Source organism: Proteus cibi, assembly GCF_003144405.1.
GTDB classification, from domain to species: domain Bacteria; phylum Pseudomonadota; class Gammaproteobacteria; order Enterobacterales; family Enterobacteriaceae; genus Proteus; species Proteus cibi.
Window position 1 is genome coordinate 138,470 of the sequence record NZ_PENW01000026.1, and the last position, 14,468, is coordinate 152,937.

Below are 14,468 nucleotides of genomic sequence, written 5' to 3' on the forward strand. Positions count from 1 at the left end.
GATCCCTTTAATTGGATAAATTATTGAGTTTAAGTTCAACCAGTGAGCGAATAGCGCCCGCATTTTCATCAGTTAATGCGCTACGATAAGCGGTTGCTGCACCTGCGTTATCGCCTTTTTTCGCTAAGACATCACCACGGATATAATTTTTCATTCCATTCCATGCTTTGCCTTTCACTTGCTCTAACGAAACTAAAGCAGCATCTGTTTTATCTAATGCTAATTGTACACGAGCTAAACGAAGATTAAGCATATCTGCAAATGCGTCATTTTTTACTTTTGCCACAGCATTAGTTAGATGACGTTCACCACTGACTAAATCATTAGCATCGATAGCGATTTGGGCTAGCTCTAATGACGCTAAAGCGCCATAAATATCATTTGTTTCAGTAACAAACTTTTCAGCTAATGCAATGTTTTCAGGCGTAGGCTTAGCAAGTGCCTCACTAACTGTTGCAAAAGCACCTGCACTTTCTTGCAGGCGATTCGTTTGATGTGATTGCCAATATTTCCAACCAAACACACCACCAAAACCAATCACAGCGGCTAAAACGATCGTTAAACCGTAGTTTTTAAAGAACTGTTTAATTGCATCAACTTGTTCGTTTTCGGTGCTATAAACTTCCACAAGTCTCTCCTTAACCTAATAACAGAGTCAATTGCTGAGCGAGCTCATTACGAGCAACGATTGTTTGTTCCCCTGAGCGCAAATCTTTCACCGCAACAGTGCCGGCATTAATTTCATCTTCGCCTAAAATCAGAGCAATTTTAGCCCCTTGTTTATCAGCACGCCCTAACTGCTTTTTAAAGTTACCATTACCATGATTCGTCATTAAACGTAATGTAGGTAATTGATCACGAATTTCTTCCGCCAGCATTAGTGCTGCGCTTTGGCTCTTTTCACCAAATGAAGCGAGATAAACATCAGCGACATTAGTATCTGCAACAAATTCAGGGTTAACCGCTTGAACTAATAAGATCATGCGCTCCATTCCCATAGCAAAACCAACCGCTGGTGTTGGATGTCCACCAAGTTGTTTCACAAGACCATCATAACGACCACCCGCACACACTGTTCCTTGTGAACCTAATGCGCTAGTTACCCACTCAAAGACAGTACGGTTATAATAGTCCAAACCACGAACTAAACGCTGATTAACACGGTATGTAATACCAACAGCGTCTAATAAGGCACAAAGACCATCAAAGTGCGCTCTTGATTCGTCATCAAGATAATCGAAAAGTTCAGGCGCATCATTCAATAAAGTCTGAATTTCTGGATTTTTTGAGTCTAAAACACGTAATGGGTTAGAATACATACGACGTTTGCAGTCTTCATCTAACTTATCTACATGCTGCTCTAAGAAAGCGACTAACGCTTCACGATATTTAGCGCGTGCTTCTAATGAACCAATAGAGTTAAGCTCTAATGTAACGTGTTCTGCAATACCTAACGCTTTCCACCAGCGGGCAGTCAGCATAATTAATTCCGCATCAATATCTGGGCCTTGTAGACCAAAGACTTCTGCACCTAGCTGGTGGAATTGACGATAACGACCTTTTTGAGGACGTTCATAACGGAACATTGGTCCTAAATACCATAAACGTTGTTCTTGATTATAAAGTAAACCATGCTCGATACCTGCACGAACACAACCTGCTGTATTTTCTGGACGTAATGTCAGACTTTGCGCATCCTCGCCACGATCGGTAAAAGTATACATTTCTTTTTCAACAACATCGGTCACTTCACCAATTGCTCGCTGAAATAGAGGGGTATGCTCTACGATAGGTGTTCTGATTTCACTAAAGCCGTAACCCGCTAAAATTTGTTTTAACGTATTTTCAATTTTCTGCCATACACGAGTGTCAGCAGGTAGATAGTCGTTCATACCACGAATGGCTTGGATTTTTTGTGCCACTTTTCTTCTCTAATAGTTATTAATTGATTGTTAGGCTGATTATAGAAGCGAAATCAATCAGTATTCAATGTGAAATCAATAGTAAAACTGGCTCATTAATCAATGAGCCAGTTTTTTGAGTATTATTTGTCCAATTGATTTATATTTATGCGCATGCTGTCATCAAGCATTGATGCTTTAGCTCGAATTTTCGCTTCTAATAAATCAATCATATTAACGTTATCAAGACGCTCTTTTTGTCTTACACCATCTTCATAAAAACCACTGCGTGTTTTAGCACCAGTTACACCTAGCGTTGAAACTTCAGCTTCACCCGGTCCATTAACAACACAGCCAATAATAGAAACATCCATAGGTGTGATGATGTCTTCCAAACGTTGCTCTAATTCGTTCACTGTTCCGATAACATCAAATTCTTGACGAGAACATGTAGGGCAAGCAATAAAGTTAATTCCGCGAGAACGAATACGTAAGGATTTGAGAATATCAAAACCGACTTTAACTTCTTCAACCGGATCAGCAGCCAATGAGATCCTTAATGTATCGCCAATACCTTCTGAGAGTAAGATCCCAAGACCAATCGCAGATTTAACCGATCCCGCTCTTGCACCACCAGCTTCAGTGATCCCAAGATGCAGTGGTTGATCTATTTTTTTCGCTAACAAACGGTAAGAATCAACCGCAAGGAAAACATCAGAGGCTTTCACGCTGACTTTAAACTGTTCAAAATTCAGTCTATCCAGAATATCCACATGGCGCATTGCTGATTCAACTAACGCTTCGGGTGTCGGCTCACCGTATTTCTCTTGAATATCTTTTTCAAGTGAACCGCCGTTTACACCAATACGAATAGGAATATTGTTATGACGAGCACAGTCAACAACTTGGCGAATACGCTCTTCACTACCGATATTACCCGGATTGATACGCAAACAATCAACACCATATTCAGCGACTTTTAATGCGATACGGTAGTCAAAATGAATATCTGCGACTAAAGGCACATTAACTTGTTGCTTGATTAATTTGAATGCTTCCGCAGCATCCATTGTGGGTACAGAAACACGAACAATATCCACCCCAACACGTTCCAGAGATTTTATCTGGCGAACAGTCGCTTCTACGTCTGTTGTTCGTGTATTCGTCATCGACTGTACCGCGATAGGAGCGCCATCGCCAATAGGTACATTACCGACATAAATTCGTGTCGATTTACGACGAATAATAGGTGATTCTTTATGCATTGATTAATTCTCCCATGCTTCCATGCTTGCTCAAATGTGTAGTCAGATTAAGCGCTCGGTACTGTTATTTTTGCTATTTTCCCAGTAAAACGGCTTAAATCAACAGATTCACCATTAAACTGTAAGCGAGTAACAGAAGGTGCGCCTATTTTTAGTTTATAAGGTTGCTCACCATCAAATTCCAAACGATCACCCGCTTTCTTAATACCATTAAATAAGACTTTATTTTGAGCATTACGAATTTCTAACCAACATTCACCATCAAACATAAGAACCAACTGATTTGCAATGACGGGTGCTTCCGATGAGCTAGATTCTTGTGCCGAATTTGCTCGAGAAGTTGTTGATGTTGTTAGAGGAGATACAGGTAATGGAACCGTTCTCACTTCTGTTGGTGCTGGTGACGTCGTTTCAGTCGTTGGTGATGTAGCGACATTATTCGCCTGATTATCAACTAATGGCGACGCAGGTACTTGTAAATTATCACCTTCAGATGTTGACGTATTATCTAAGGTTGCTAAAGGAGAATCTATCGTGTTGGTGTTTTCTTGTGGACTATTTTGCTCTACGTCTTGAGATGCCATAGAGACTAATTCTTGTTGATCAGCCTGATGACCTTGCCACCACCAAACCCCCACAAAAGCAACCATAACAATCAAAATCACCCATGTGATTTTCATCAGCCAACCTTCACGTTTTTTATGACGTTTGCCTAATGAGTAGTTTTGTGTGGTTGTCATCCGAATTTGTTTAACAGGAGCTTGTTGGTCGATAAAACCAAGAATGTCTTTTTCAGGAACGCCGACTAACTTAGCGTAAGAACGCATGTATCCGCGTAAAAATGTTGGTGCAATATCAGAAGAAACGGAATCTGTTTCAATGTCACGTACTGTTGATAACTTCAAACAAAGTCGATCAGCAACAGTTTGTTGTGTTAGCCCCACCTTTTCTCGTGCCTGGCGTAAAAGTTGACCTGCTGTTAATTTCACTTCTTCGGTTTTGTTTTCAGTATTCATTAGCAATCTAGGCACTGTGGCTATTGGATGTTTAACATTGATGAACTCGCAAAAGCACAAAGTACCTTAACGTATCACCGCGAATTTTTTGATATTTTATTATTACTTTGCTGACAGACCAAATAATCTGGCGGTATATCCTCAATTAACACACTATTATTGTTTAATAGTTTTTGTTCACAAAGGAAATTACCATAAAGCCTTAATACATTAACATTTACTGGCTTCGAGTTCATCGCTAATTTGTAATAATCTAACGCTTGAATAGAATTTCCCAACAACTGCGATGTTAACGCCATTCCTAAATTCGCATCAGGGTGATTGGGTATCACCGATAACACTTTTTGGAAATGATATTGCGCTATTTGATATTGTCTTTCAGCTAAATAAGCATCACCTAATTGTAAACGTGTAGACACTGCAACACGTTCTTGATTGGCTGATGATTGACAACCGAGTGTCAATAACATCAAGCCAATAGTTATAATTACTGATGATATCCTTATCATCGTTTTATTCCTCAAATATATTCGTCCTTGTTCTCTCTACATTGTAATTATGTAATACACTTCACAAAGAAAGAGATATCCAACTGTATCAGACTGCTTTTACTGAAATTAGTTCACCTTGTTGACGTTTTTTCAGTGTGCGTTTTGTACGGTCAATAACATCACCCGCTAACTGTCCACAAGCCGCATCAATATCATCACCACGGGTTTTACGTACAATCGTCGTAAAGCCATATTCCATTAATACTTTAGAGAAACGATCAATACGACTATTAGAACTACGTCCATATGGTGCGCCTGGGAACGGGTTCCATGGAATTAAGTTAATCTTACATGGCGTGTCTTTTAAAAGTTCAGCTAATTGGTGAGCTTGGTCTGTGCTGTCATTAATATGATCAAGCATGACATACTCAATCGTCACTCGCCCTTGGTTCGCGTTTGATTTAGCAATATAGCGACGCACACCTTCAAGAAACATTTCAATATTATATTTCTTATTAATTGGAACAATTTCATCACGAATTTCATCAGTTGGTGCATGTAATGAAATCGCTAAAGCCACATCAACAGCATCGCCTAATTTATCTAACGCAGGTACAACACCTGATGTAGAAACCGTAACACGGCGTTTAGATAGACCAAAACCAAAATCATCCATCATGATTTCAAGTGCTGGAATAACATTATTTAAATTCAGTAATGGCTCACCCATTCCCATCATAACGACGTTAGTAATAGGACGACGCCCCGTCTCTTTTAATGAGCCAATAATTTTAGCCGCACGCCAAACTTGCCCAATAATTTCAGACACTTTCAAGTTACGGTTAAAACCTTGCTGTGCCGTTGAACAGAATTTGCACTCTAAAGCACAACCAACTTGAGAAGAAACACATAAGGTTGCACGATCATCTTCTGGGATATACACAGTTTCTACTTGTTGATCGCCAACTTTAATTGCCCATTTAATCGTGCCATCTGTTGAACGTTGTTCTTCAGAAACTTCAGGTGCTTTAATTTCAGCAATTTCTTTTAATTTATTGCGTAACACCTTGTTGATGTCTGTCATTTGATCAAAATCGTCATAACAGTAGTGGTACATCCACTTCATAATTTGGTCAGCACGGAAAGGTTTTTCGCCCATAGAGACAAAAAGCTCACGCATCTGTTTACGATTTAAATCTAACAGATTAATTTTAGTTTTTTGATTCACAGTATTTTCTTTAGAAACAGCGACAGAAGCGCTTGGCGCTGGAGTGGTAGATTGGGTCATAACATTGCCTCGTTGTTACACTATGCGGCCTGCATTAGCATGGATGCTAATGGGATACTTATATATTTGTATAATTAAATAATAATAAAAAACGCCCTGTTAATTATCAAACAGGGCGTCGCATTGTACTGTTTTTCGCGTAGAGATGCTAATAAATTAGCGCGCGCAAACTTCGTTTTCCGTGAAGAAGTATGCGATTTCACGAGCAGCAGAAGCTTCTGAATCTGAGCCATGTACCGCATTTTCAGTAAAGCTATCAGCATAGTCAGCACGTAATGTACCCGCTAATGCGTTATCTGGGTTAGTTGCCCCCATCAGGTCACGATGACGTTGAATCGCATTTTCACCTTCTAACACTTGAACCATGATTGGGCCAGAAGTCATAAATTCAACTAAACCATCAAAGAAAGGACGGCCTTTGTGTTCTTCATAAAAGCCTTCAGCTTGTTCGCGCGTTAAATGTAACATTTTAGCACCAATGATGCTAAAGCCTGCGCTTTCAAAACGGTGATAGATAGCACCGATAACATTTTTTTTCACTGCGTTTGGTTTAATAATAGAAAATGTGCGCTGAATAGCCATGTCTTACCTCTAAATTATTTTATTAATGATAACTTTTGTTATCTCTTTTATCGCAGATCATGGAAAAACGAATCAAAAACCGCATTCCCTGCAAAAAATAGTGCTCGATTATAGGAGGATAAAAATGAATTGCACAGATTGAATATCCTTTTTTTTTAAAAAACTGTGGCAAAAAAGTTATAAATTATCGATCTAATCACATTTTTGGCGTTTTCCATGCTCAAACTTGAAAATAAGAATAAAAAAAGAACTGAAATGACACTCAATAAAGAGTCTCTTTATCTTTATAACAAAAACAATTTTAGTGGAAAGTCACTCAGTTCTCGTTTATTTCATTGTTTTAGTTTAACGAAATATAAAATTAACCATATCCGTTTGACCACTTAGATCAAGTACTGAAAGTTGGTATTTACCTCGTTTCTCTAATAAATAAGAGAATGTTTCTCCGTTTTCTGTTTTGCCTATTTGCTCACCATTTAAAAACCACCATTGCATCCCACTGCCACCTTGCGTGGAAACTGTTATTTCGAGATCCGTTTCACCCGGTAATGGTCTTAATAAGTCACCCGCACGAATCCCCGAGATAAACAAGGGAATAATATCTTCTTTAATTGGTGGACAAGTTTCAGAAATCGGCGGCAGTCGTTTTGCTCTGCGCTCTTTTTCAGGCAACCATGCTTCTAATGCTATCGGCCATAAAGCAATATCTTTTAACTCTGCGTTAGGACAATTAGGCCCTGTGCGTTTACCTTCATTATCTAACCAAATTTTTTCGTTGATCCCCAAAATACCTTCTTGGCTATCATTCAATAAAGTTGGCGGAATGGTGTTATCTAAAATCCAGCTTCGACGACTGACTCTACAGTTACTATCTTCTTTAGGTAATGCCTTACCTGTCGGCCAACAGATTGTTGCAGCAGTTACACTATGGGGACGTAAATCTGTCGGTGGTCTTTGTTTATTTTGATAAAAATAGCCTGTTAATAAGTTATTGACCTGATTCATAATAGGGACAGCCGTTGCAAAGCCAAATTGCCCTGCAACCGGTGTTCCATCAGGTCTTCCTACCCAAACACCAATGGTATAGCGGGCATTTACACCGATAGACCATGCATCCCGATAGCCATAACTTGTCCCTGTTTTCCAAGCCAAAGGAACAACGGGTGAAATTGCACTATCTGGGCGAGGTCTGGCTTCTCCGGCTAATATACGCCTAACAATCCATGCTGAACCTTGTGACATCAACACTCGATTTTCTATTATTTGTTCCGGTTTAAAACGTAACGGTGCTGTTTTTCCTTGCCTTGCTAATGCACTAAAGGCGGAAACAAGTTCATCCATTCGTGTTGCAGTTCCACCTAAGATCAGTGCTAAATTTGGCTCTGAACCATAAGGGAAGCGCATTTCAAGATGGTTATGACGTAATTTTGCTGCAAATTTCTTTGCACCATACACTTCGATAAGTTGTACCGCAGGCAAATTTAAAGAGCGACTTAATGCTTCACTGGCACTGACTGCACCATTAAAATCAGAGTCAAAATTACCAGGACGATAATTATCAAATCGACGAGGAACATCTTGTAAGAGTGATTCTGCATGAATAAGCCCTTCATCTAATGCGAGTGCATAAATAAATGGCTTTAATGTTGAACCGGGTGAGCGCCATGCGCTAATCATATCGACATGACCAAAGCGCGAATTGTCATTAAAATCGGCAGAACCGACATAGCCTTTCACACTCATATCTGTATGATCAACAACGAGAATGGCTAAGGATGTTTTATCCGCTAATTGATACTTCCATTGATTTGCAATATCTTCAAGTTGCCGTTGAATATTAATATCAATCGTTGTTGTAATAACAGGCTCTCGCTGTTCATTATACATACGACGAGCCAGCAAGGGGGCTAATTGCGGTGTTTGCCTTGGCGCTAATAAAACCTGTTCTTCTTTGATTTCATCAACTTTTTCTTGTGACCATATTTGATACTCAGCCAGCCTATCTAATACTTTATCTCTGGCTACTTGAGCACGTTCAGGGTATCTATCTGGTCGTAAACGACTCGGTGCTTGTGGCAATACGGCCATTAATGTCGCCTCGCCCGCAGATAAATCAGCGGGTGATTTGCCTAAATAAGCCCAACTTGCCGCACCAATTCCTTCTAATGTACCGCCAAAAGGAGCTCTATTGAGGTAAATTTCCAGAATTTCATCTTTTGAGTAATACCACTCTAATTGCAAGGTGCGCCAGAGTTGTTTAATTTTCCCCCCTAAAGTACGGGAGTGAGGATCAATAAGGCGAGCCACTTGCATTGATAACGTGCTTCCGCCTGACACTATTCTTCCTGAACTTAGATCTTGCCACGCTGCACGTAATATCGACATAGGATTCACACCCGGATGTTGATAAAACCAGCGATCTTCATAAGTAATTAAGGCTTCTAAATATTCAGGAGAGACATCAGCGAGTTTGACATGATAACGCCATACTCCTTCTTTATCGGCAAAGCGCCAAAGAGGTGTGCCATCTTGCGCTGTAACAATCGTCGCAATTTGAGGTTCTGGATCAGGGAGAGGCCAAATTTTATCTGCGATCCAGACTAACATAGGCGTTGCTAGCAAAAAAATAATGATAACAGCAATAAGCCGTTTATATCCTAGTTTCATTCAATCACTCAAAGGAAAAAGCCCTTTCCGAAGAAAGGGCTACAAGATTTAAGGAACAACGTCAATCTTGGTTTCTGTTGATCCTATTGCACGCCAATAAGGCACATACATAGATTCAACTTGTGGTGGTGGTACTTGATAGCTACCCGGCGTTACTGCTCTTGCTAAATAGAGCAATGTTGTTGGACGATATTTATCAACAGAGATAGCAGCAACAAAGCGATCATCACGATATTCAAGATGTTTGATATTGGCTTGTCCCATATCGTCGATAAATTCCTGCAAGTCTGCTGCACTATCACTTAAGCTTGCACTACTTGATGCTAAGTTTTGGTTTTCGATTTCAAGACCGGCTGGTAATAAATCGACAACTAATGCATCAGGTACATCTCTATCAGCAGACACTTCCAGTTTAACCACCAGCATTTCACCACTTTGTAAGCGATTAGGATGAACGCGGTTTCCTTTCAAATCATAATAGCTACGGTGAACATTTAATACATTACTATAAGGGGCTGGAGCGACTTTCGGATAGCCCACGATATTCATACGAGAATAAATCGCTGCGCCACCACGATTATTTAGCTCTAAACCTTCTTGTAATTGTGCTGATGTTAATGTCTCGTTGACTGCGCGATCGCTACTGATTGCAGGGACTTGACGATTAACCGCAACTTCCCAAGGCTGCTCTGCCATATTAATAAAGAAACGCCCAGCAAGGTATAACGAGTTACTTTCTTGGGTTGAGAACCATTCACGACTTGTTAAATTATCAGATAGTGTCATCACACTTGCATCACGAGATTGTGTTTCAAGGTTATTTTCACTTAATAATGCAATAATTAATGCTTGGTCACGAATAGTGCTACCGTAGTCACCCAATCCATAATTATATTTACGCGTTGTTGTCACACCTTCTGCAATCAAGCTTTCAGCACGGCTACTATCACCCATCAGTTTTAATGCGATACCTAACTGAACTAAAGCTAAGCCGCTTCCTGCTTGGTTACGCTCAAGATAAAGACGACGCAATTCACCTAAAGGTGCTTTTTGCTGATTAGCTAATACTAACGCAGCATAAGCCCTTGCCGAGAAACGTGCAGCATCTTGATTAACCGCATATTCATAGTTAACTAAATTTTTATCTTGTAAATAACGTAATAAACGATCATTTGCTCGTTTTAATGAATCAGCAGGAACTGAATAACCTTGTTGTGATGCACGGAATAAGAAGTCCGTTGCATAAGCAGTTAGCCAAAATTCTTCACGTCCCCCCTGATCCCATAAAGCGAATCCGCCTTCTGATTTTTGCATCGTCAGCAGATGAGCAATACCTTTATCAATAGCTGCTTTTCTATCAGCATCAGTTTGCGTTTTAATTCCCAACTGTTTCAACTCTTTTTCTGTTGAATACAGTGAAGGATAAAGTCCACTAACTGTTTGTTCTAAGCAACCATAAGGGTAAGCAAATAGCTCTCTAACATAACGCGCCACCTGTAAAGGAGGACGGCTTGTCAGCAATAATTCACCTTCAAGCGTTGAGCTATTAAAACGACTTAAAATTTCTGATGGTAAGCGCCAAGAGTCACCATCTTGCAATGTACTTGCATAATGAATGGTTTCTGCTGGGAATGCAGGGCGAACACCAATATTCCACGTATTGTGGTAAGGTTTAATCTCTTCGCCCGGTACCTTAATACCATAAATAGACAGTGAGAATTCACCTTGACCAAAGCCATGTTTTGCTTTTACTGGAATTTGAATTTGAGTACGTTCACCTTTCGTTAGCGAAACAGTTTTGCTTTCTGCACCATCTAATCCCACCAAACCTGAAGCGGTATAATTCAAGGTAATAGATTGCGCATCATCCGTCAGATTCGTTAAATCTAACGATAAAAGAGCATTATCACCACCCGCCATAAAGCGAGGTAATGAAAGCTGAGTAACTAAAGGTGCAGCAATAACAACTTTACCTTCTTGGCTACCAAATTTATCCGCAGTCCAAGCTTGTGCCATTAAACGAACTTCACCATTAAACTCAGGAATAGGTAACGAAACTTCACCTTCACCTTGCGCATTTAATTTTACAGGCGCCGTTTGTTGAGCAATGATTTGCACATCCGTTAATGGCTTTTTACCACCACGAGATAGTGCGGCAGCCTCACCACCATCACCACCAAAACGTAAGTTAGCTAAACGACCTTGCCCTTCAATTAATTGCCCATACACATCATATTGGTCGATGCTGTAACGTTTACGACCAAAGAAAGCATCGTAAGGATCAGGGGTTTTATACTCGGTGATATTCAATACACCAGTATCAACCGCAGAAACCAATACATTAATATTTTCAGGTAATGGTTGACCTGCAACTGGATTCGCTTTAATGCGGATTTTTAAATCTTGATTTGGGCGAATTTTTTCAGGTGCATCAAGTGAAATATCAATACGACGGTTTTTATCCTGTAATGGTAAATGCAAAATACCCACAGCACGTTTTACTGTCGCTTGTTTTGAAGTATCACCAGGTCTTACAACAACAGAAGTCAGATAGAGATCGTGTCTTGCCCACTCTTTATTAATAGGCACTTCAACATCAAGCCCTTTTTCGGGTACATCAATTTCTTGCCACCATAAAGGCCCATTACTTGATTCCAGTAACACGTAACCTTTACCTGGGTGAGGTGCAACAATGTTTAACTTAACTTTTTCGCCCGGTAAATAACCGTCTTTATCCAGTTTCAATTTAACTTGGTCTGGTCTTACCGCGCCTGTTCCCCCTGTGTTATCCATCCAAGAATAGCCCGCCCAGAATCGTAGGCTACTGACTAACTCTGTTTTAGGATCGACAACTTCAATACGATAAGAACCCCATTCAACAGGGAATGCAACTTTTGCAGTCTCCTCTTTCGCGATCTTGATTGTTTGCTCATCCATCTGCAGATCTTTTTCGTTATAGCCAGATTCCCAGCCATTCGAACTAGACCAACGCCAGTAATAATCATGGCGCTCATAGATAAACTTCACTTTAAGATCGTTAGCGGGTAATTTTTTACCGTCTTGATCGGTATAGACAATTTCAAATTCAGCCATTGAGTTTTCATCAACGCTATAACCTGATTTATATTTGTCTGTGCGGTAGTCGTAAACTTCTTTTTTAGGGAAAACAGGGCGAATACCCGCAAGATGAGTGGCAGGCCAAACAGCTTGTTGATAACGACGAGTAACTGGACGTCCACCCGCTTCAAGTAAGCTTGCTTGTAAAATGATATTGATAGGTGATTTCAACTCAGCGTAGCGTTCACTATCCACACTTAACTCACCTTCACCCTCAGAGTCTAAATTAAGTTCAAACTCATCCAGTAAACGACTAAAGTTTTCATCTTTTACAGCACCAAATTCATAACCGGGTAATTTACTGACCGCTTCACGAGAGGCTTTTAAGAAAACTTGCCCTTGTAAGCGATTATCTGCTGCTGGTGCGCCATAAAGATAACGCCCCTTAATATCAAAATAAGCGTCATTACCGCTTAATATAATTCCTTTCTTACCCGTAATTTCTAATGCCATACGTTCTGGCATAAAATCTTCGACCTGAAACTCATAGAAACGAGGAGTACCATCGCCTACATCAAAACGTAGGGTACGTGTCCCCGTATTTTCATCCGCAGGAATAACTAATTTTAATTGGTAAAGCCCATTTTCAGGCTGCCAGACAAAACTACGAGACACTTGCCCGTCGGTTTTAAGCAAATCGACTTTAACGGGTTGCTCTTTAATAGGATTACCATCACCGTCGCGTAGCAAAGCATTAACGATTAATGTTTCACCAGGTCGATAGAGATCGCGAGGACCGAAAGCAAAAAATTGTTTGCTATAACCTTGCGGACCACCAATATCAAATTCAGAAAGATCAAGCGCAGGCTTACGCAAGTCAATCATACTGGTTTGTCCATCACGAATAGCCATTAATAAACGCGCTTTATCACTTTTCTCAAGTGAGGCATGGCCTTGGCTATCTGTCTGCGCTTTAGAAATCAATCCACCTTTTTCATCTAATAGACGAATTTCTACTTTATCTAATGCAGAACCATTTTTAAGTGATTGGGTAAAGATATCTAACGTATCAAGATAACTGTGCATCGACAGCCCGATATCACTAAATGTAAATACCGTTGCGGGCACAGTATAAGAGTATTTACCCGCTTGTTGCATAACCGCAATATAGGCACCCTCTTTTTTCAGGGCATCTATTGATTTTAGCGGTAACAATACGTTTTCACGGGTATTTGTTTCTGTGTTTAATTCAAAGCGACCGGTATAGACCAGATCAGCTTGGGACAAAAACTCATCAGATTCCCAATAGTTAATATTGGAACGGCTTTCCCATTGTGTTAAGAATTGAGCTAATTGATCATCTTTGACGCGGAAAAAGTTGACATCAACTTGTCCCACATTTAACGCAATAATGGGTAGACCTTCAGCCGCTTCAAGTGGCAGTAACGATCCTTTACTGGTAAAGCCAACAGATGGGAAAATTTCTTCTGTCGTTAATTTCTGGCTAAAAGGTGTCGTTAATGTACGTTCATTAATACCTTTTATTTTTTCATCAATGGTTAAATTTAATTCTGTTGATGGTGGTAAATGGCGGAAACGTAGTTCCATTAAATTATCAGATAACTCCCACGCACCTTCTAATTTCCCTTTTTTGGTATCCACAAGGTGCATAACATCATCAAATTTTTGGTCAGGATCAAGCGGTACAGAGAAAGTCACAACCATTGTGCTCGCACCATCACGCTGTAATTCTGATGCATCTAATACGGTAACTTCTTTTCCAGCAAAACGCATAGCTAACTCATCACGAACTTCTTTGCTTTTTAATGCAGTTTCGTTATTTGTTTTTGTTGTAACTGCGTTTTTGTCGCTTGTTTGAGTTGCTGTACCTGATGTGCTCTGAGCACTATCTTTTTGCTCAGTCACTTGTGTATTTTGCGTCTTATCAGCAGATGATGTATTTTCATCCGCTTTATCATCACAGCCCGTAAGAGCCAATGCTGATGCCAATACAACAGCAAGAGCGCTCCAACGATAGCCTCTCTTTTCTGTATATTGTCTAAATTGGTTTTGGTTCATATCCATTTCCTTTAATTCAACCCCTGAATAATGCGATGTTTTATGCAGGCAGAGATAATATATGTATTTCTTCATTCCAATAAGATAAAAAATAACTCGATAAGTTACTTTTTACCGTATAA

General features: G+C 40.0%; 9 protein-coding genes. All 9 read right to left on the reverse strand.

From position 1 onward, the window contains the following. Positions 1 to 7: 7 nt before the first annotated feature. The 9 genes from DK865_RS14395 to DK865_RS14435 all read right to left on the reverse strand — a co-directional run bounded on the left by DK865_RS14395 (position 8) and on the right by DK865_RS14435 (position 14,346). Positions 8 to 628 (reverse strand): YfgM family protein, encoded by a 621-nt coding sequence (locus DK865_RS14395; protein WP_036912561.1) that lies wholly within the window; start codon positions 626 to 628, stop codon positions 8 to 10. A 10-nt stretch (positions 629 to 638) separates the two neighbouring features. Next, entirely contained in the window at positions 639 to 1,922 is a 1,284-nt protein-coding gene (gene hisS / locus DK865_RS14400) for a histidine--tRNA ligase (RefSeq protein WP_036912557.1), read from the reverse strand. 122 nt (positions 1,923 to 2,044) lie between these two features. After that, entirely contained in the window at positions 2,045 to 3,166 is a 1,122-nt protein-coding gene (gene ispG / locus DK865_RS14405) for a flavodoxin-dependent (E)-4-hydroxy-3-methylbut-2-enyl-diphosphate synthase (protein WP_023581634.1), read from the reverse strand. Positions 3,167 to 3,213: 47 nt separating this feature from the next. Next, positions 3,214 to 4,182: a cytoskeleton protein RodZ gene (gene rodZ / locus DK865_RS14410; protein WP_109392228.1), complete on the reverse strand. Its 969-nt coding sequence runs from the start codon at positions 4,180 to 4,182 to the stop codon at positions 3,214 to 3,216. Positions 4,183 to 4,256: 74 nt separating this feature from the next. Further along, positions 4,257 to 4,691: a hypothetical protein gene (locus DK865_RS14415; RefSeq protein ID WP_036912552.1), complete on the reverse strand. Its 435-nt coding sequence runs from the start codon at positions 4,689 to 4,691 to the stop codon at positions 4,257 to 4,259. An 88-nt stretch (positions 4,692 to 4,779) separates the two neighbouring features. Then, positions 4,780 to 5,961, reverse strand: coding sequence for a bifunctional tRNA (adenosine(37)-C2)-methyltransferase TrmG/ribosomal RNA large subunit methyltransferase RlmN (locus tag DK865_RS14420; protein WP_023581631.1), 1,182 nt, complete (start codon positions 5,959 to 5,961; stop codon positions 4,780 to 4,782). 156 nt (positions 5,962 to 6,117) lie between these two features. Continuing rightward, on the reverse strand, positions 6,118 to 6,543 hold the full coding sequence (ndk, locus tag DK865_RS14425; RefSeq protein WP_023581630.1) for a nucleoside-diphosphate kinase: 426 nt from the start codon (positions 6,541 to 6,543) through the stop codon (positions 6,118 to 6,120). Positions 6,544 to 6,888: 345 nt separating this feature from the next. Further along, positions 6,889 to 9,210 (reverse strand): peptidoglycan glycosyltransferase PbpC, encoded by a 2,322-nt coding sequence (gene pbpC, locus DK865_RS14430; protein WP_109392229.1) that lies wholly within the window; start codon positions 9,208 to 9,210, stop codon positions 6,889 to 6,891. Positions 9,211 to 9,258: 48 nt separating this feature from the next. Further along, complete coding sequence (locus DK865_RS14435) at positions 9,259 to 14,346, reverse strand: alpha-2-macroglobulin family protein (RefSeq protein ID WP_456107122.1); 5,088 nt, start codon at positions 14,344 to 14,346, stop codon at positions 9,259 to 9,261. Between the last annotated feature and the right edge of the window lie 122 nt (positions 14,347 to 14,468).

What these genes read in the sequence shown, in the direction of transcription:
- pbpC (WP_109392229.1), bottom strand. Translation starts at nt 9,210, where the DNA reads ATGAAACTAGGATATAAACGGCTTATTGCTGTTATCATTATTTTTTTG.
- ispG (WP_023581634.1), bottom strand. Translation starts at nt 3,166, where the DNA reads ATGCATAAAGAATCACCTATTATTCGTCGTAAATCGACACGAATTTAT.
- DK865_RS14420 (WP_023581631.1), bottom strand. Translation starts at nt 5,961, where the DNA reads ATGACCCAATCTACCACTCCAGCGCCAAGCGCTTCTGTCGCTGTTTCT.
- DK865_RS14435 (WP_456107122.1), bottom strand. Translation starts at nt 14,346, where the DNA reads ATGAACCAAAACCAATTTAGACAATATACAGAAAAGAGAGGCTATCGT.
- ndk (WP_023581630.1), bottom strand. Translation starts at nt 6,543, where the DNA reads ATGGCTATTCAGCGCACATTTTCTATTATTAAACCAAACGCAGTGAAA.
- rodZ (WP_109392228.1), bottom strand. Translation starts at nt 4,182, where the DNA reads ATGAATACTGAAAACAAAACCGAAGAAGTGAAATTAACAGCAGGTCAA.
- DK865_RS14415 (WP_036912552.1), bottom strand. Translation starts at nt 4,691, where the DNA reads ATGATAAGGATATCATCAGTAATTATAACTATTGGCTTGATGTTATTG.